Origin of the sequence: Shewanella sp. Actino-trap-3, assembly GCF_002836275.1 — a bacterium.
Taxonomy (GTDB): Bacteria; Pseudomonadota; Gammaproteobacteria; order Enterobacterales; family Shewanellaceae; genus Shewanella; species Shewanella psychromarinicola.
Genome location: NZ_PJCE01000001.1, coordinates 3,330,304 through 3,350,166, shown reverse-complemented (window position 1 = coordinate 3,350,166; position 19,863 = coordinate 3,330,304). Strand labels below are relative to the sequence as shown.

Below are 19,863 nucleotides of genomic sequence, written 5' to 3'. Positions count from 1 at the left end.
TTTAGGCTTTGCTTATCTGACACAAGCTAGCTTTGGTCTCTTGCATTTGCGTGACGACGTCATAACCATAAGTCATGACGGTATTGGCAGCTTCGCCAATCACGTAAGGCACAGTACCCTCTGGGTAGTTTTCGGCTAAACTCTTGCCTTCAAACACACCCGCGAAGTGGTATGGCATAAAACATTCACCCGCAATAACACGCGGTGTCACCATTGCCTTAACGGTAATTTTGGCACCTTCTGGACTGTGGACAAACACATCATCGCCATCACGTAAACCGCGATCTGCAGCATCTGCTGGGTTGATCTCGATAAACATTTCTTGCTGTAGTTCAGCAAGCCATGGGTTACAACGGGTTTCTTCACCACCACCTTCGAACTCAACCAAACGTCCGGTTGTTACTGCAAGAGGGAAGTCTTTAGCAAAGTCTTTCTCTTGAATAGACTTATAAAGTGTTGGTAGACGAGCCACCATACGATCTTCATAAGTTGGATACTTAGCCACTAAGTCACGACGAGGGGTATATAACGGCTCGCGATGGATCGGGATATCATCCGGGAAGTTCCAAACAACACAACGCGCTTTAGCGTTACCGTAAGGCATACAACCATGGGCGATTGCCACGCGCTGAATACCACCAGAAATATCAGTCTTCCAGTTTTTACCTTCAGCATGAACTTTTTCTTCAGCAGTTAGGTCATCCCACCAGCCAAGCTGTTTAAGCATGTCTGCAGTAAACTCTGGGTAACCATCTTCGATTTCACTACCTTTTGAGAAAGAGCCTTCAGCAAGAATGTTAGTACCATTATGCTCAACACCATAACGAGCACGGAAGTTACCGCCACCGAATTTAACTTCGCGGTCAGTGCGATACAAGATTTGCGAACCTGGATGTTTCATTTCTGGGGTGCCCCAACATGGCCAAGGTAAACCATAAGTTTCGCCTTTAGCTGGGCCGCCAGGTGCTTCAAGTGAGTTAATGTCGAAAGTGCCCCAGTTTTCTTGGTGCATTTTCAAACGTTCAGGACTTTGGCCAGTGTAACCAATGGTCCACATACCTCTGTTGAACTCACGTGTCATATCTTCAATCAACGGCTCATCGCCATTCACTTTAATATGCTTACAGAATTCAGCATCAATGCCCCACTTCTTCGCCAGCTTGTACATGATCACATGGTCAGGCTTAGACTCGAATAATGGTTCAATAACTTGGCTACGCCACTGTAGTGAACGGTTTGAAGCAGATACTGAACCGTAAGTTTCAAACTGAGTTGACGCAGGTAATAAATACACGCCATCTTGGCGTTCGTGCATAACACCGGCCATTGTTGGGAAAGGATCCACAACAACGACTGTGTCCATTTTATTCAATGCTTCACGCACTTCACGGCCACGGGTTTCGGTGTTAACAGATTGACCCCAGAAGAATGCCATACGAATGTTATCTTTCTGTGCAATCTTAGATTTATCTTCCAGTACACCATCATGCCAACGAGAACATGGGATACCTGTAGACGTCATCGGATCTTGCTCTAAATGCTGCTCTTGGTCGAAACGGTTTTTAACCCAATCAAAGTCTAAGTCCCAAACGTTACACCAATGGCCCCATGAGCCGGAGGTTAAGCCGTAGTAACCTGGTAACGTATCGAACAATAGACCAAAGTCAGTTGCACCTTGAACGTTATCGTGACCACGGAAAATGTTAGTACCGCCCCCAGAAACACCCATATTACCTAGCGCTAACTGAAGGATACAGTATGCACGAGTGTTAGCATTACCAATGTGATGTTGAGTACCACCCATACACCAAACCACAGTACCTGGCTTAGTTTCTGCAAGCAGTTTCGCTACACGATACATTTGCTTTTCAGGTACGCCAGCAACATGTTCAACTTCTTGTGGGTTCCACTTCTTCACTTCCTCACGGATACGTTCCATACCGTATACACGTTGGTCGATGAACGTTTGATCTTCCCAGCCATTTTCAAAAATATGCCACAATAATCCGTAAATGTAAGGAATATCCGTACCAGGACGAATATGCACGAACTCGTCAGACTTAGCTGCAGTTCGGGTAAAACGAGGGTCGACAACGATAATTTTCGCGCCGCGCTCTTTACCTTCAAGGATGTGTTGCATAGCAACTGGATGAGCTTCACAAGGATTCGAACCGATGAACATCATCGCTTTCGAGTTACGAATATCATTAAATGAGTTCGTTTGCGCACCGTAACCCCAAGTGTTTGCAACACCGGCTACCGTGGTAGAGTGACAAATACGTGCAGAGTGGTCGACGTTGTTCGTGCCCCACATTGCCGCTAATTTGCGGTACATATAAGCTTGTTCATTTGAGAACTTAGCACTACCCATAAAGTAAACTGAATCAGGACCAGACTCTTGACGGATATCAAGGGCTCGTTGACCAACTTCTTCAATCGCTTGTTCCCAAGAAAGTTTTTTCCACTTTCCTCCTTCAAGTTTCATTGGATATTTAAGACGTTTTTCACCATGACCATGCTCGCGCAATGCCGCGCCTTTGGCACAATGTCCACCAGCGTTAAATGGATGATCGAACGCAGGCTCTTGCCCTGTCCACACGCCATTTTGAACTTCGGCATAAACACCACAACCAACCGAGCAATGTGAACAAATAGTCCGTATTACTTCTGTTGGTGCATCATGGGGTACATCTTTCGCTTCAGCTTTACGCATCATTCCAGCGCCAAGCATTGAAGCCGCAGCAATTCCACCCGTTGCCAAACTGGCAGACTTGAGGAATTGACGTCGGTTGAGACCTAGGCCTAACTTTTCAGCTTTGGCGGCCGTGTCTGTTTTGCGGGTTAATCGCATCACACACTCTCCTTTGTTATTTTCTTAACGAAGCATAGTAGTTAAGGATATGCTCAGTTTCGCGATAGTTACTGCTCGTAGGCTCTGCAGACGGTTTAGTGACTTGCGCAAGTGCGGGTGCACTGACACTGGCCACAGCACCTGCCGCACTGCCGAGCGCTAATGCTTTTAGCATTTGACGACGACCCATGTCGGAAGCTTGCTTCTTCATATTGTCTCCTTGTTGATAAAAAGATGAGGCAGAATATGCCATCACCCGGTTTAGTTAATTTGTACAACTTCTTGTTCAAGCGGATCTAAATCAGCACTACCTGGACAATTCACCGGAATATCTAAACTTAGCTGTTCAAATTCATTGGCTTCAGCGGTGAAAAATGCTTGAGCTAATTGTGCTACGCTTTGGTAAAAAATAGCACTTGGTGTTTTGGCTAAATTGTCACAAAAATGCATAATCCAACTGCCAATATGGCGTTGATAAAACGCTAATTGGCGGTAACCTGGCGCCTCTAAAATTAGGCAGCCCATGACTTCACATAACGCGGCGACATGGTCTTCTGGCTCTTTGACGTTATCTTCACGTTCAAAACCCAGTTGCATTAGGTCATTACGCAATGCCGCTAAGGGTTTATCCATTAACGACCCGGTCATAAACCAACTGCCATAAGGCATAATCTCGCCACTGCCAACGCCTAAGAAAATGGCAAAATATTCATCTTCTAATGTGTTTGTGTCACTGTTTGATGCCGCGAGTTTTAACGCATGCCATGCTTGGCTCATGGTATTGCCTTCTTCGGCTTCTACCTCTAAATCAGCTAAAAACTGCAATAATTCAGCACTTGGTTGGCGGCGTAATAACGCAGCCAGTAGCTGATATATATCGGCTCTTAACTGATCATTTTCACTTACTTTTCTTCCTGTTTCTGTCATAGCAGATCTCTTATTGCAATTGCTTTTCTGGATCGTCAAGGATGTCTTCAAACATGTCTTTTACACGGCAATCGCCACACATTTTCAAACGCTCAATATTAGCGCTAAATGCGCTATGTTCACCCACCATCTCAATTACTTTATGTATCATTGATTGAGTCGCAAATTCGCTACCGCATCGGATACATTCAAATGGGGGTTCTTGCTTTAACACTTGAACTTGTTGTCTTGCAGACTGATTGAAGTTGATTTGTGGCACTAAGCTAATCACGTTTTCGGGACAGGCGGCTTCGCATAACCCACATTGGACGCAATCTTGCTCGACAAACTTAAGTGCTGGTGAATCGCCACCATCCTTTAACGCTTGTGTTGGACACGTGGCCACACACGACATGCATAATGTGCACTTGTCGCTGTTTATGCTCACCATACCGTATGGAATATTCGCCATGGCTAACACATCATCAACACCTGCGGCTTGGCCATTAAGGTGGTCAATAGCTTGAAACACGATACTGCGTTTCACATTGGTATTAGGTTCGATAGCGTTTAAGGTCATCGGCATAATCACTGGCCAAGCTAAACTAACCGCTAGCACATCATCTAATTGGCTTAGCTCTGACGGGGTAATTAACCGGATCCGTTGTGGCTGGCCCATTTGATCGAGAATACGATTCGCTAATGCTGACTCACCTTTAAGCATTTGCAGTAATGTTGGTGCTGTTGTCGGCGTTTGTAAGATCAAAATTTCCCGTGCGCCATTAGCTAATGCTGCCAACCAATGGTCAATACTCGCCACAGTGATTTCTTCCATTGCGACAGGTAAAACGTCACCACTGAGCTGTTCCGTAATCCATTCGGCACCCGCTTCATTGTCATGAAATAAAATAACCGGCGCTGTTTGCGCTTCTTGGCGATAACGACTGACTAGCTTTTCAAGGTAAGTATGCAGTGATGCTGGGGTGGGTAAATCGTAACTCAACGCCCCTGTTGGGCATGCATTGGTACAACTGCCTGCGCCATGACAAAGATAAGGATCAATTTCAATTTTATGCGCTACGCTACTAATGGCATCGGCAGGACAAAAGTTTAAACAACGGTTACAACCGTTTAAGCCGTGTTTGTCATGGGCACAAATATCACTGTTAACCCGAACATAGCGCGGTTTATCAAACTCACCGATTAAGTCTGGAATGTTGGCAATTGCATCAGCAAGTAACGCGGAGTCTTGGCCAACATAAAAGTAACCCGGTGGAAGCATTTCAAGGCTGATGCAGGGACTGTGGCTTAAATCGAGCACGATATCAAAATGCGCTTGACGAATGGCGACCACACTTAACTCTGTGATACCGCTTTCACCTTCCACTTTAACCTGAAACTGTCCTAGAAAACCTTTAACGCTGGCCAATTTATTGTAATAACTTTCGACATCAGTGGCCGCATTCATTACTGCTTCAAGGTGGGTTTCGTCTTGGCTAGTGATCGCTTCATTGGCCAAAATAACCCGGCTTGCCATAGTGGACAATTTGTCCGCCGCTAAACGCGCCAGATCTTCAGGCCCAATAACGAGCACATGCCCCTTGGTGGTATAGCTGACAGTAGGCGGAATTAAATTTTGCAAAATCTGCGTATTCGCCATTACCTGTTGTCGTGCTTGTTTCAGCTGTGGCTGGTTTTTTCTAATACTCATTGCGTTCCCAATTCTCGGTTTTTATACCTCATTAACAGTGGTAGCTCAGTTCACTGTTGACGCTTATTGCTGGTCATTAATTGACTATAATTAACTCTAACTCGTGCTAAATCGTTAAATAACGGCTTTTATCTGTGTCACATTTATTTAGTGACTGTGGTATTACGCTTTCGCCTCATCGCTGGCGGCAGCTTGCTTTATCAGGTCATCAGCGTGACAAAGCGGTTGTTCTTGTGACGATAACGCTGCAATTTGTGGTGCATTTTCATCGGCTAAAACAATTTGCTCCTCTTCAGTTATCGAGTCGGTTTGTTCAGCCAGCGCGGTTTCCGTTAAGTCGGTTTGTGCTAAGTCAGCATCTAATTCTGGCTCAGGCTGTTCTTTTTCAATGACATAACGAAATACTTTATTGGCCAACTCGGCTGAGACATCCGCAGAGAGTAACGGTTGATTAGTATAATCCAGCGCATATTCAAGTAGCCCATCGATATGACCATATTGCGGTTGTTTCCATAACGCTCGCAACGCTGCGGTTTTAGTCGTTGGGTCAACACTTTTGGCCATAAAACGCGCAAAACTGCCGCCAACTTCAATAGTACTCGGGTCAGGTAACGGCTCAGACTCTGTCACCTCATCGGGTTCATGGTCTATTGTGCTAACATCTTGCAGCGTTTCCGCTGGTAGCGTGTCGGTGTCATCAGCATGATCTAGCGTGTGCTGCAGCAGCGCTTCTTGTTCAGCCTCTTCAGCGACCCGCTGACGCCTAAGCTCCCACCGGTTAATTAATCCTTCAGCCTTATCATTCATTGCATTTTCCCTGAGTGATTAGCGCTGGGTCCTTCATTTTTACGACGGTTAACATGCTTACGTCTATGGGCACTGATCTCGACCTCGCCGTGACGAGTGATAAATGCTTCTATCCAACAAGCTATTGCACCAGGCATTGGGATATTGAGCACCGGAGTATCTGATTCAAGACAGCCAGCGCTGACATATTGGTCAGCTGAAATCATCGCAGGAACCCATGTGCCATCAATCAGTTCGTCGCATACGATAAAAAGTGTTGAATTATCCATATCAAGATTGATGCGATAACTACCACGTTCATCTTTGTGTAATGCCAATTTAACCAAAACACCATTGTCAGGCTGTTCTAGCGTGGCAGGAATCATTTGGTCAAGCTCCCAACGGACTGATGTCCAACGCCCTACTTGGGTTTGCACTTTTTTGAGTGAAACATACATTGGCCAAATCGTGTCGGTGTGTTGCATGGAATGCTTACCTCTGACATGAATATGTGTATTGAAATACACTAGATTGATTTCTTTATTATTAAAGTAGCAGCAAAAATGATGCCAACTAGAAAGTAAAAATAACTTTGAACTAGATCCCGAAATTATTAGTAATAATAGGACAATATGTCCACTATGCGATTTTAGGTGGGACATAAATACACGCCAATAACATTGAATTTGTCAAGATTTGCGCCAGATCACGCTTAGGTAAGTTGTTTTAAGTTAAGGGAATAATAATTGCTATGCTTATTAGGTGATGAAGCAGGCAAACACGGCCTACTCCCATTAATGAAAGACCCACTTAGAGGCTAACTCGCTTATGATTCAATCTGTTTCAGCCAAATCTTTGCAGCGCAACGCGATAAAATTTGTTAAAACCAAGACTCAGGTACCGCTGACCATTGCAGTCAAAGCCGTAAACGAGCTAGGTCAAGTCGTCGATAAATTTGTCGCCTGTGAACGCCCATTAACGGTGTACTTAAATTGGCGTCCCATTGTGACCTTAATGACATTGGGTGCAAAACCAGAGTCCCTAACGCTTGGATACTTAAAAAACCAAGGGTTTATTAGTGAGTTAAGTTTACTTGAATCGGTTATTGTTGATTGGGATGTCAGCTCAGCTGCGGTGATCACCCAAGAGGTCTCTGAGGATATTGAGCAGAAGTTAGCCGAAAAAACCGTCACATCCGGTTGTGGCCAAGGCACGGTTTATGGGGGGTTTTTAGAAGGTTTAGATAAGATATCATTGCCGACACCGGCATTAAAGCAATCGACTATTTATGCCTTACTCGGCAACATTAATGCCTATAATGAAACCTACAAAAATGCCGGCGCCGTACACGGCTGTGGAATATGCAAAGACGAGAAAATTTTAGCCTTTGTTGAAGATGTTGGCCGCCACAATGCCGTTGATACTCTCGCCGGAGATATGTGGTTAGATCAACAATCGGGACATGATAAAATTTTCTACACTACAGGTAGACTGACATCTGAAATGGTCATTAAAGTTGCCAAGATGGGCATACCGGTACTACTGTCGCGCAGTGGCGTGACCCAAATGGGCTTAGACTTAGCCCAGCAAATGGGTATCACCCTAATTGCTCGCGCCAAAGGGCGGCACTTTTTGGTGTATCACGGCAGTGAAACGATAACATTTGATGCAGCGAAGGATTAAGGACGCAATGCGACCCATTGTTGACGTAATGCAGGGCTTAAAAAGCTCCACGCTAATATGCGGGTCGCTTTATTACCTTGTGTCATCTCGATGGTTTTCACCTCAACGGCGTTCACTTGTTTGAGTAATTGATAACAAGGTTTGAGGTTTTCTGACTTTGAGACTAATGAGGTAAACCATAGCACTTGGTTAGCATAATCTCGGCTTTGTTTGATCATATTAGTTAAAAATTGTTGCTCACCGCCCTCACACCATAGCTCTGCTTTTTGACCACCAAAATTAAGCGTAGGCTTAGCTTGGCTTGCCGCTAACTTACGCGATTTTTGCCCCTGGTTTTGTTGCTTATTTTTGGCTAAATTATTAACTTTACGTAATGATCCCTCAGATGCTTCAGCGAGTGAACGATGAAACGGCGGGTTACACAAAGTGACATCAAACTGTTCATCGGTAGCAATCAGACCGTTAAAGATATGCTCGGGTTGATGCTGTAATCTTAACTGCAAATGCGTGGCAATCTTTGAATTTTGTTGTGCAATCTTGGCGACATTAGCGATAGAGACAGGATCAATATCCGACGCCACAAATTGCCAACCATAGGTTTGGATCCCAAGTAACGGATAGATACCATTTGCACCGGTGCCGATATCCAATCCGCGAATACGCGCCCCTTTAACCACCTTGCCTTTAACCGCTAATAAATCAGCAATGTAATGTAAATAGTCCACTCGACCAGGCACAGGTGGACACAAATACCCTTCAGGAATGTCCCAGCCATTAATGTGATACTCGCTCAGCAGTAATGCCGCATTGAGACTTTTTACCGCTTTAGGGTCGGCAAAATCGATAGAATCATTACCATAAGGGTTTGGACGTACAAAAGAGGCTAGCGCTGGCATAGCGCTTATTAATGCGGCAAAGTCGTAACCCTGTTGATGGGCATTACGCGGATGCAATGCTTTTGATAAGACAGGCTTGCTCAACTTTACCGAGGCGCGGTTAATGTTGGCAGTCGACCGGCTTGGCGGACGCTTAGCGGTATCATGTTTGGCTCGCACTGGCGGTGTCGTTGAACGGGTCATTAATCGTATAAATACTTAGTGAATAATAAATTAACCACAATAGAGCGACCGACTTCTTGCTCCATTAGGCGATTGACCGTCTCATAGCATTCACGGCGAATGTCTTCTCTTCCAGATAAGGATTTAACCTTTTCTTCGGACTGATTACCTAAAATTTCAACAATGGCCGAACGTAGCAAAGGATCGTGATGCTCTAAGCTCATTAAATCGTTTGGATCTTTTACCATCAATTCAACACTGATTTTAACAAAACCTAACTTTTTTCGATTCGAAATATAGTTAGTCACAATGTCCGGCTCAAAGCCGTAATAAGCATAATCTTCGAGGGCTTGCTCATCTGCTGCATGGACATTAAATGCGAAACAACACAGCATAACTAACGTTGAAACCAATTTTTTCATAGTGAAACAAACTCCGTCAATGTGGAACGTTAATTAAATAAGCCATATTGGCCACTCCCTTAGAGTGTTTGCTCATCTTTGACATGATAGACTAATGCCGTTGAGATATATTGTAACGAGTTTTAGATGAATGTGACCAGTATTAGCTTTCCTTATGGTGAATCAATTCATTGGTTTTCGCCACAAAAAATCGATTCATTGCCCGATAGCCAGCTTAAAGAATGGTTATTAGCAACGGGGAGTTTGACCCTGCGCCTTAAGACACACTGTAATCATTTTGAAGTAAAAGTGTTAGGCGAGCATTTACTTGAGCCTCTAGCAGATGAGTTCCCTGCTCAGACTGACCCTGTTTGGGTCCGTGAGGTATTATTGTGTCTTGACGGTATCCCATGGGTATTTGCCCGAACACTGATCCCACAAACCATTTTAAGCACTCAGCGCAATGATAATCAATACAATGATTTTACTCGCCTTGGCACTCGGTCTTTGGGTGAATTATTGTTTACTAGCCCAGACATTACGCCCGGCAATATTGAAGTCGCCCAGTTTAAAACCTGTGGCCGTTTAGCAGCCTTAGCCACCAGCTTAAATCAACACGTTAACAGCAGCTTATGGGGCCGTAGACGCTACTTTAATTTACATAACTCACAACTTATTGTTAGCGAAATATTTCTGCCTGCGGCGGTCGATTATATTAATCAAAGTGCTTAGTGTGCTCGTTAACCCTATCTCATAATTTAATGTTATTAATTTAAAACAAAAAACGCCCTTATGGGCGTTTTTGTATTGTTAGGATTAAGCCCGCTTACGCCAGTATCCTAACAAGCTCAGCATCAACACACTTAACCAACCCAAACTACCACCACCGCTATCACTGTCTGTTGTAACTGGCGTAGCAACGGTCTCCATTGACGCTAATACGTTTACGGCTTGGTTGACCGTAACAACATTACCAACAGAGTCTGTGGCCACTAACGTAATGGTATAAGTACCTGCTGCTGTATAAGTATGGCTTGGGTTTTGCGCCGTACTAGTACTGTTATCGCCAAAATCCCATAGATAAGTCAAATGACCAAAACCTTGGCTAGACGTGTTAGTCAACATCACAGTGAGGTCAGTTTGAGATATGGAAAATGCCGCTATAGGCTGAATAACCACACGTACTGTTTCTGTTGCCGTCACAGTATTACCCGCGCCATCTTTGACAATAACACTGACAATATAGTCGCCCGATGCAGAGTATGTGTAGCTTGGCGCAGTATCGGTACTGGTGGCACTATTTATCCCAAACGACCATAGGTAAGTGTAATCACTGCCGCCACTGACCACCGCATTAAAGCTCACATCAGCACCAATGGCTTGCGCATTAATGTCGGCCGTAAGCGTAACGGGTGGCAATACGCTGCTATCAGACAAGGCAAACTCAATGGTTGCTGTACTGCTGTCTGTTGCTTGCTCTGTTACTTGCATGGTTAGGCCTAGCTCAGGCAATATCATCCCAGCCATGGGCTTTAGCGGCGCACTGTAATCGCGGTTGTCATCAAATAGAGGCTCGGCAGCTAAGTGGTTATCACCACTGTATGTACTTTGGGCAAATAAGCTAAATGTTGCATCGCGAATTTGCACATCAGTAGATTGACTACCAATCAAATCTTGGTCTGCATCGACCACTCCAATTAACCCTTTTCCAGGGTGCTCTGACACATTGTTATCGGTTTGATTAAAATTTTCTAACCACAACAATAAACCCGCTTCATAGTTGTTATAAACCAGCCCAGCATCTACACCTTGATGGCTGCGTAATTGCACAATGTAACGTCTTGCTTTACCAGCAAGACTATCTTCAATGCGGCTAAAACCAGATAAGGTTGCCATGCCGTTAGTTTCGGCTCCATCGCGATAAAATGCCGTGTCTTGGTTGGTTAATTGAATATCATCAATCGCCATACCATAATCGCCAACGGCTTCATCGGTTTTGTACACCACACTGATTTGCACATCACGACCGGCATATGCGCTCAAATCAAAATTTAGATCCACCCAAGAATCGCTTCCATACGCGGTACTGATGTCGCTCGACTTACCGCTAATCGAATGTTTTACCGTAGGATAAACTGAATTTGTATTGTTCGTGTGGTTACCTTCTATAGCAACGCTATCAACCAATACCTGCACATAATCATAATCATCTTCAATATCCCAATGGGCTTGGAAAGATAAGGATAACGGGGTCGCTAATGGTAACGTCACATCAAATGACATGGCATTATTGATCAGGTTGCCTTGACCTGAATAATATTGATATTGACCGGTTAATGGCGCTTTAAACGTAATTTCCTCAGCAGGGAGCGCGATTGATAGCTGGTTTACCGCATCAGTATTAACAGCATGATTAAGCTTCACAGCGGTACCGCTGCTGGTTAAATCGGCCAGAGATAGGTGTTGTTCATTAACCCATTTACCCTTGTATTTTTGCTGTAAGAAGGATTTTGCATACGGACTCAAACCACTGGGTTGAGCACCCGCAATGCTACCAGTCCAGCTACCGCCAGACATCAGTGACCAAGCTCCTACGGGTGAACCGTCGCCACCGTTAGTCGTGTCATACTCATCCGGCAAGCCTAAATCATGACCAAACTCGTGAGTACATACTCCTGCAGCAGAATCGATAGGCTGCACGGTATAACCAAACACCTTAAGACCACCGCGGCCAGGAATGATATAACCATTAGTATTCAAGTCGACATAAAAACGGTGCGACCACATGGCATCAGTACCTAACACTCCGCCACCCGCTTCTTCACCAATGCTAGAATGAAATAGCATCACGTGATCAATAATACCGTCTGCTTCATCATAATTACCGTCGCCATCTATATCAAAAGGGTCTTCAATATCGTACTGGGCTAATTCAAGGTCAGTCATGTTTTGCACGGCTTTGGTCACCGCTTCTTTGACGAGCTCAGGTACTGCCTTGTCATTTTCATCAACATCATTACCACCGTAATAAGCGGCATTGTTGTCTGCGGTTACCCAGTCTTGCACTTGGCCGCTAAAATAAAAGCTATTACCCGACACGGCCTGAAAATACTGATAAGCCGATTGCAGAGTTTGATTACTTGGGCCTACAAAACCGCTTTCTGAAAATAATAGTTGCTGATAATGGGATGCTGGATAGCTGCTGTAATACATGTCGGTATCACCAGCCTCAAGTTGGTTAGCATCGTGAGGTAAGTCTGGAAAGTCCACCAATACAGCCAAAACCTTTACTGTTTTGGTGATATCTTGATCGGCTAAGACTTTGTTATTGGCAACAACATATTGAGCACTATTAGTGTTTTTTTGCGCTGAGCGTTTAATGCGCAGTTGCTCAGCTTTGACTTCTATAGTGGCAGGTTTAAACCTTGTATGACGACCTCGACTCACAAAGGCATCAACAGCGGCTTGTTTAACGGCCTCACTGGCGTCGGCGCTCACTTCACCACGTTTAATCAACCAATACAGCACTTGTTGTTTATTAATTAACCCGCCATCAGCAGGTGTACCCGTTTGCGGAGCCGCAAGTACTGCCATGCTAGTGCATGCAAGCAATAACGTTGAAATGGCTAACCCTTGATATTTAGTCAACTTACTCATTACAACTTACCTATATTGGGTGTTGGTTTATGGCATTTTTCAAATGCTTTTTGGCGTTTAGTGATGTAATCAGCAACAATTTTATCTATTTGTGCTTGATCCATATCGGCGGTGATTAGCCCTTGGGCTCGCAAATTTTCAGTTAATTTAGTGCGATCACGTAAAGGTGGCATCCCGCTAGGGCCACAATCTTTAACTAACGGTTTGACTACCACAACAGTGGCCGCTTGTTCGTCTGCCGATGCTGCCGACTGATTTTGACACCCTTGCAAGGTCATAAAAACCAGTCCCAACGTGACGATAATGTATTTCATAATTCACCCCAAACAATAATGACATAACATTAACAGCTGCAACTGCTGGGTTACAATTAAGTTAGACATTCTTTAATGTAAATGTATCCGTTCGATTAAAAATTAATAAAAAAGGCCATTAACTTAGCTTCAGCAAACAAAAAGCCAACTCTGTTGAGTCGGCTTTTTACCTTCACTGGGAATAAGTGCTGTGGCAAATTGATAAAAGCGGCTTACTTTTTATCCATTTCAGAGCACACTTGCCATTTTTTTGCTAACGAGGCGTATTGACGCGTCAATAGGGACCTATTGTAACTCGATACTCGTTCGATCACGGCACAAAGGGCTGTTTGATACACAGTTTATTATCCAGAGTTGAGGTGACCTATCAATAGTCAGTCTATTACAAGAGACATCAACGCAGTGAGCGAGAGAAAACGGCTGCTTGATAATCGTTTAGTATTCCTAGAGTTAACTCAGTGTTATATCTCTCGGTAAGGATTAGCTTAAGCCACTGTGGGTAATGTATTTTGATATCCCATCAAGTAACATTTGTACTGATATCATCACCAATACCATTCCCATTAACCGCTCTACCGCTATTAAACCTTTCTCACCAAGTATGCGAGTAAACAACTTATAAAACATTAAGATAAACGCACTCATGCCCCAAGCAGAAACTAACGCAATCGTCCAATCCGTCATACGGCTGTTGTCAGTGTGCGCCAGTAATATCAATGCCGCTAAAATAGACGGACCCGCTATCAACGGGATCGCCATCGGGACAATAAAAGGCTCTTCACCTGCTGCCATTCCGGCAACGCCACCCGGCGAGGGGAAGATCATTTTGATCGCGATTAAGAACAGGATAATACCACCGGCAATACTGACGGACTCAGTACGTAAGTCCAGAAAATTAAGGATGGCTTCACCGGTATACAAAAATGACAACATAATGACCAGCGCAAACAACAGTTCACGGATTAATACTTTACGGCGCTTTTTGGGATCAAGATGGCGCAATATGGAAGCAAATACAGGTAAATTACCCAGCGGGTCTATAATCAAGAACAGCATGACGGCTGCAGAAAAAACATCCATGGACGACAATCTTTTAATTAACGAAATATGGGCTACATTGTATACTCAACGCAGTAACATAAGCGATGCAGATAGCCAATTTATTGATGACTTTAGGGCTATAGCCGCTAATAATTGTAAACAATTTCACATCATAAATAACCAGCCAACAGTTACCAACGCAATGATCTTATGAACTTTTTTCTACTTTATCTTCAATGACTCGATCTATATTCACAACTAACCAAGTGTAATTTTTTCAGCTTGAAATATTCACACACTACAATACTGGTTTAGAATGTTATACTGCGTTGTTTTTTTCGATTGATTTCTGGATAACATGCTCTATCTAATCGCTAGCTGTATTGCATTACTGTTTGGGCCTCTTTTTTACCGCTTCTTCTCGTCAGGTAGTGGACTTCAAAAGGGCTTAGATGGATTTATTTTCGTCTCCCTTGGCGGACTAGTCCTCATTCATATTTTGCCGGAACTATTGGAGCATGGTGGGTTTATCACGCTATTGTTTGTCATGCTTGGCGTTTGGGGCCCTACGGCCAGTGAAAAACTGTTTCATCGATATTCAGAGATCACCCACAACATCACCCTCACATTAGGTATTGGCGGACTGCTGCTGCATACCATGACTGACGGTGGAGCCATGGTCTTGGCACAACAAGAAGGTAATTCGGCACTCCTTGCTTTAGGCGTGATCATGCATCGCTTACCTGTTGGTGTCGCTATTTGGTGGTTACTCAAGCCTCAAGTTGGCACTCGGTGGGCTAGTGTGGTTTTAGTTGCCATGATGATATTAACCAGTGTCGGTTACTTTGCTGGTGAGCATTTATTGACTCAATTAAGCCTTGAAAATACTGTTTACTTGCAAGCCTTTGTTACGGGTTCAATTTTACATGTGGTGTTACATCAGCCTCACGGCCACCAAGATGAAGATAAACAGGGCCAATATCAGTATCAGGCAGGTATCGGCAGCTTACTTGGTCTAGGGCTATTGGCTTTATTACTCCTCATGGATACTGGCGGTCACGAACATGCTCATCAAAATCATGGTTCAGAACAATTCGTTAGTTGGTTACTAACAATTTCACCTATTTTATTAGGCAGTTACTTTATTGCTACGGCTAGATTCGCATCAGGATTACGACCATCTCATTCTTCCTTAGGGCTGCGTTGGTTACAGCGTTTAGCTGGACCAGAAGCATTATTAATTACCTTATTACTGTTAGGCCCTTGGTTTGCGCTTTACCAAGCGCTGGGGTTATTGGCCATTGGGGCACTAATGACCCTAACGCAAGTGGATCTGACAGACCCGCATCCAACCTTATCTGAGTCACCATGGCGTTTTGGTTTTAGCCAATTAGTCGACCGAAGTGCACCATGGATTATCCTCAGCTTAGTATTAGCAAACCTCATCGGTCATCCATCGGTTCCATTACAAAACCCTGCATTGCAGGTGTTTATCTTACTCTTAGTCTTTTTACCGATGCGTTTTTGTAATTTAGGCACGGTGATTTTAGCCCTTGCTTTGGCTTACAGTGGTTGGAGCCAAATTGCAGTGGCCTTTACCTTATTGGCTGCACCCGTACTCAGTATTAGCCAATTTAAGTTAATGAATTGGAAACAAGGACTCATGTTAGGCGGTATTTTACTTGTAGGGCTAATGGTGGCAGATCAATTACCCCTGAGCTCATCATTAACATTACAGCTGCCTGAGTCAGCTAATATTATTGGCTTAGTGGCGATCGTTTTATTGTTTGGCGCCAGCTTACTGCGACTTGGACCTCGAAATTTTTTAAGCCGTTTGATGATTAACCTAAAATCAGCACCACATACCCATGATCAAGACCATCACTCAGACACCCAGAACTCACATCATCACGACTCAGCTTCGACACATAAACATCATCATTAATCAGGATCGATTAACTAGGTTATGATGATGGTGTCGACATATTTAAAGGGGCAGCTATGTGTATTTTATTTATTGCCGTTGAAGCGCATCCAGATTACCCCTTAATAGTCTGTGCCAATCGCGATGAATTTCATCACCGAGCAACCGAACCGGCTTATCGTTGGGCAACCATGCCAGCTATTATCGCAGGACAAGATAAACAAGCCGGCGGAACATGGATTGGGGTCAATGAACAAGGTCAATTTGCCGGGTTAACTAATATTCGTTCAATCGAACAGCAAGATGGCGTTCGCAGTCGCGGTGAATTAGTCGTTGATGCACTCACAAAACATCATATCAATAGCCAATGGCTTATTGAACATGCAGACAATTACAATCCGTTTAATTTAGTTTTCGAACAACACCAACAACTCTTTTGCTTTAACAGTAAGATGTTAACCACGACTCGGCTTACTTCAGGTTTTCACGCCGTGAGCAACGGGGCATTAGATGATATATGGCCTAAGATGGCTAAAGGTCAACAGCAGCTTCAAAACTATATCAACCAGATGCAATCACCTTGCATAGACCAATTACTGGCGATCATGCGCGATACCTCGCAACCAAGGGATCAAGATTTACCTCAAACGGGCATTAGCCTTGAATGGGAGCGTCGACTGTCCTCTATTTTTATCCAACATGAAGCATACGGCACTCGTTCAACCAGCATTGTATTAAAACACCGCAGTGGTAACGTGCAATTTACTGAAGTGAGATACGATGGTAAGGCACGTAATTTAGGGACTCAACATATTAATCTTGCCTAAAAAATCTACTTTGTCTGAAATACAAACCGTGATCTGTTGCACAGTCTGGTCATTATCCCATATCAGCTATCGCTAAACTTCACTCGTCTCCATAAGCAACATTCATTTTTACAACCTAGATCAAGGTTATTTGATTACGAACATTGCATACTTCGTATGTTGCTAATTTACCCATTGGAGGACACGCCTTGAAGCAGCCCACTCAGATTAGTTGGGATCAGTCGATGATCGAAAAATACAATTACAGCGGTCCCCGTTATACTTCTTACCCGACCGCACTAGAATTTGACGATGCCTTTACTGAGCAAAATTTACTGACATCAATTAAAAATAGTAAATCAGACAAACTGTCGCTTTATGTACATATTCCATTTTGTGCCAAGCTTTGTTACTACTGTGGTTGTAATAAAATTATTACTCGTCACTCACACAAAGCCGACCAATACATTGAGTATCTGGCCACTGAAATTATTAAACGTGCCCCACTATTCAAAAACTACACGGTAACCCAAATGCATTGGGGTGGTGGTACACCTACGTTTTTAAGCCCAGAACAAATCCTTAAACTGAGCAAGCTAATTAAACAACACTTTAATTTTGCAGACGTTGGTGAATACTCTATTGAAGTCGACCCTCGAGAAATCGAGTTAAGTATGTTGGATACCTTAAAAGAAGCTGGGTTTAACCGAGTGTCTATTGGTGTGCAGGACTTTAATAAAGAAGTACAAATTGCCGTTAACCGCGAGCAAGACGAACAATTTATTTTCGACTTAATGGCTAGGGCAAAAGCACTAGGCTTTGTATCTACTAACGTCGATTTAATTTACGGCTTACCGCTGCAAACACCAGAAACGTTTGCTAAAACTATAGCCCGAATTATTGAGCTTTCACCCGATCGCTTATCTGTCTTTAACTATGCACATTTACCATCGCGTTTTGCTGCACAGCGTAAAATTAAAGAACATGATATGCCGGCTCCACAACAAAAATTAGATATGCTACGTCAAACAATAGAATCATTAACGGGTGCCGGTTATCAATTTATTGGTATGGACCACTTTGCCAAACCCAATGATGAGCTATCAAAATTACAAAACACCGGTAAATTACATCGTAATTTCCAAGGTTATACCACCCAAGAAGAATGTGACTTACTTGGATTAGGGGTGTCATCTATCAGCCAAATTGGCGACTGCTATGCCCAAAATCAAAAAGATATTCGTCCATATTACGAATCGATTGATGCCAATGGTCATGCATTATGGAAAGGTTGTAGCTTAAATCACGATGACGAAATTCGCCGTGCGGTGATTAAACAAATTATCTGTCATTTTGATTTAGACATGGACAAAATTGACCGTAAGTTTGCGATTAACTTCGAAGAATATTTTGTGGAAGATCTGAAATTATTGCAAACCTTTATCAATGATAAACTGGTCGATATCACAGATCGCAAGTTAACAATAAGCCCGACAGGTCGACTACTTATTCGTAATATTTGCATGTGCTTTGATGTGTATTATCGCCAAAAAGCCCGTCAACAACAGTTTTCAAGAGTTATCTAAGTAACTGTTTATAATCAATATAATATAAAAACAGCCAGCATTTGCTGGCTGTTTTTGTAAACTAATCTTATAAGACTGCTTTTATATCGTCGTTGACGCTACTACGCTTTTTTGGCATATAACGCTTTGCGGTCACTATCAGATATAAAGGCCATTTCAACACCATTACGTTGCAATGTCGCCAGCTGGCTATCACTTAGACCCATTTCAGATTTAACCACACGGTACTCGTGAGCGATATCAATCGCACTCACCCCTGGGTCGTCAGTATTGAGTCCAATCAATACCCCCGCATCCATAAACTTACGCAGTGGATGAACAGCATAATCTTTAACAGTAGAGGTATGTAAGTTGCTGGTTGGGCACGATTCTATCCCGATCCTATGTTTGGCAAGATATTCCATCAATTTAGGATCATGAATCGCATTCACGCCATGACCAATACGTGTCGCGCCTAATACATTAAGAGCTTGCCAAATACTTTCAGCCCCTGCCGCTTCACCAGCATGAGCGGTGATCTGTAATCCCGCATCTCGAACACGCTTAAAGTGTTCTGTAAACAAATCGCCAGGGAAACCGAGTTCATCTCCAGCTAAGTCCATCGCGACAATACTGTCACGGTGAGCGAGTATGCCTTCAAGCTCTAAACGGCATTTCTCTTGTCCAAAAGAACGCGACATAATACCAATTAGGTTAATGTTAATATCATGCTCTTTGACACCGGCACGCACACCATCGATAACGGCTTCAACAACGCCTTCAATGGCTAAATTATGATTCATCGCCATGTAATAAGGACTAAAGCGCAATTCAGCGTAATCTAACCCTTGCGATGCTGCATCGACAACATTCTCATAGGCAACACGTTTCACCGCGTCAAGATCGGCTAATACAGCAACCATCCAATCTAGTTTCTTCAAAAAATCCATTAGGTTGCTTTCTTTACCTTGGATTTGCACAAATGGCGCAAGCTCTTCTAGTGAATTAGCGGGTAATTGAATACCATGTTGATGGCCTAATTCCCAAATAGTCTTTACGTTAACATTACCGTCTAAGTGTCGATGTAAATCAACTAGCGGAATGGTTTTATCTATCATAATTAACCCCTATAAACTTACCCTGCCATTAGTTTAATTTTG

At 43.5% G+C, this 19,863-nt stretch carries 17 protein-coding genes; 5 read left to right on the top strand and 12 right to left on the bottom strand.

Annotated features, from left to right (window positions below):
- Position 1: 1 nt before the first annotated feature.
- The 6 genes from CXF80_RS14350 to CXF80_RS14325 all read right to left on the bottom strand — a co-directional run bounded on the left by CXF80_RS14350 (position 2) and on the right by CXF80_RS14325 (position 6,739).
- The gene (locus tag CXF80_RS14350) at positions 2-2,851 is read right to left on the bottom strand and encodes a formate dehydrogenase subunit alpha (protein WP_101033526.1); all 2,850 of its coding nucleotides are present in this window, start codon (positions 2,849-2,851) and stop codon (positions 2-4) included.
- 16 nt (positions 2,852-2,867) lie between these two features.
- On the bottom strand, positions 2,868-3,062 hold the full coding sequence (locus CXF80_RS14345; RefSeq protein ID WP_101033523.1) for a formate dehydrogenase: 195 nt from the start codon (positions 3,060-3,062) through the stop codon (positions 2,868-2,870).
- A gap of 50 nt (positions 3,063-3,112) precedes the next feature.
- Positions 3,113-3,778: a TorD/DmsD family molecular chaperone gene (locus CXF80_RS14340; RefSeq protein WP_101033521.1), complete on the bottom strand. Its 666-nt coding sequence runs from the start codon at positions 3,776-3,778 to the stop codon at positions 3,113-3,115.
- Positions 3,779-3,788: 10 nt separating this feature from the next.
- A complete protein-coding gene (locus tag CXF80_RS14335) occupies positions 3,789-5,468 on the bottom strand; it encodes a 4Fe-4S binding protein (protein ID WP_101033519.1) in 1,680 nt (559 codons plus the stop codon).
- A 162-nt stretch (positions 5,469-5,630) separates the two neighbouring features.
- Positions 5,631-6,275, bottom strand: coding sequence for a DUF3306 domain-containing protein (locus tag CXF80_RS14330; RefSeq protein ID WP_101033517.1), 645 nt, complete (start codon positions 6,273-6,275; stop codon positions 5,631-5,633).
- Positions 6,272-6,739 carry a DUF3305 domain-containing protein gene (locus CXF80_RS14325; protein WP_101033515.1) on the bottom strand — a complete coding sequence of 156 codons (468 nt, stop codon included), beginning with the start codon at positions 6,737-6,739 and terminating at the stop codon, positions 6,272-6,274. Before CXF80_RS14325 ends, CXF80_RS14330 begins: the two co-directional genes overlap by 4 nt.
- A gap of 343 nt (positions 6,740-7,082) precedes the next feature.
- Here CXF80_RS14325 and CXF80_RS14320 point away from each other — a divergent pair, with 343 nt between their 5' ends.
- Positions 7,083-7,937, top strand: a complete 855-nt coding sequence (locus CXF80_RS14320) for a formate dehydrogenase accessory sulfurtransferase FdhD (protein WP_101033513.1) — start codon at positions 7,083-7,085, stop codon at positions 7,935-7,937.
- Here the strand turns inward: CXF80_RS14320 and rlmF are convergent.
- Positions 7,934-9,016: a 23S rRNA (adenine(1618)-N(6))-methyltransferase RlmF gene (rlmF, locus tag CXF80_RS14315; protein ID WP_101033511.1), complete on the bottom strand. Its 1,083-nt coding sequence runs from the start codon at positions 9,014-9,016 to the stop codon at positions 7,934-7,936. The genes CXF80_RS14320 and rlmF overlap by 4 nt on opposite strands.
- A complete protein-coding gene (locus tag CXF80_RS14310; protein WP_101033509.1) occupies positions 9,016-9,417 on the bottom strand; it encodes a flagellar basal body-associated protein FliL in 402 nt (133 codons plus the stop codon). The genes rlmF and CXF80_RS14310 overlap by 1 nt, the downstream gene beginning before the upstream one ends.
- A 126-nt stretch (positions 9,418-9,543) precedes the next feature.
- Here CXF80_RS14310 and CXF80_RS14305 point away from each other — a divergent pair, with 126 nt between their 5' ends.
- Entirely contained in the window at positions 9,544-10,128 is a 585-nt protein-coding gene (locus tag CXF80_RS14305; protein ID WP_101033507.1) for a chorismate--pyruvate lyase family protein, read from the top strand.
- 84 nt (positions 10,129-10,212) lie between these two features.
- Here the strand turns inward: CXF80_RS14305 and CXF80_RS14300 are convergent, their stop codons facing one another.
- From CXF80_RS14300 to CXF80_RS14290, 3 genes are all read right to left on the bottom strand, one after another.
- A complete protein-coding gene (locus CXF80_RS14300) occupies positions 10,213-13,053 on the bottom strand; it encodes an immune inhibitor A domain-containing protein (protein WP_101033505.1) in 2,841 nt (946 codons plus the stop codon).
- On the bottom strand, positions 13,053-13,367 hold the full coding sequence (locus tag CXF80_RS14295; RefSeq protein WP_101033503.1) for a hypothetical protein: 315 nt from the start codon (positions 13,365-13,367) through the stop codon (positions 13,053-13,055). The genes CXF80_RS14300 and CXF80_RS14295 overlap by 1 nt, the downstream gene beginning before the upstream one ends.
- 480 nt (positions 13,368-13,847) lie before the next feature.
- Positions 13,848-14,447: a YhgN family NAAT transporter gene (locus tag CXF80_RS14290; RefSeq protein ID WP_101033501.1), complete on the bottom strand. Its 600-nt coding sequence runs from the start codon at positions 14,445-14,447 to the stop codon at positions 13,848-13,850.
- A 319-nt stretch (positions 14,448-14,766) separates the two neighbouring features.
- Between CXF80_RS14290 and CXF80_RS14285 the strand changes: the two genes are divergently transcribed.
- The 3 genes from CXF80_RS14285 (at position 14,767) to hemN (ending at position 18,724) form a co-directional block, all read left to right on the top strand.
- On the top strand, positions 14,767-16,353 hold the full coding sequence (locus tag CXF80_RS14285; protein WP_101033499.1) for a metal transporter: 1,587 nt from the start codon (positions 14,767-14,769) through the stop codon (positions 16,351-16,353).
- Positions 16,354-16,409: 56 nt separating this feature from the next.
- Positions 16,410-17,159, top strand: a complete 750-nt coding sequence (locus tag CXF80_RS14280) for an NRDE family protein (RefSeq protein WP_101033497.1) — start codon at positions 16,410-16,412, stop codon at positions 17,157-17,159.
- A 188-nt stretch (positions 17,160-17,347) separates the two neighbouring features.
- The gene (gene hemN, locus CXF80_RS14275; protein WP_101033495.1) at positions 17,348-18,724 is read left to right on the top strand and encodes an oxygen-independent coproporphyrinogen III oxidase; all 1,377 of its coding nucleotides are present in this window, start codon (positions 17,348-17,350) and stop codon (positions 18,722-18,724) included.
- 101 nt (positions 18,725-18,825) lie between these two features.
- On the opposite strand, the gene add is transcribed toward hemN, so the two are convergent.
- Positions 18,826-19,821, bottom strand: a complete 996-nt coding sequence (gene add / locus CXF80_RS14270; RefSeq protein ID WP_101033494.1) for an adenosine deaminase — start codon at positions 19,819-19,821, stop codon at positions 18,826-18,828.
- Between the last annotated feature and the right edge of the window lie 42 nt (positions 19,822-19,863).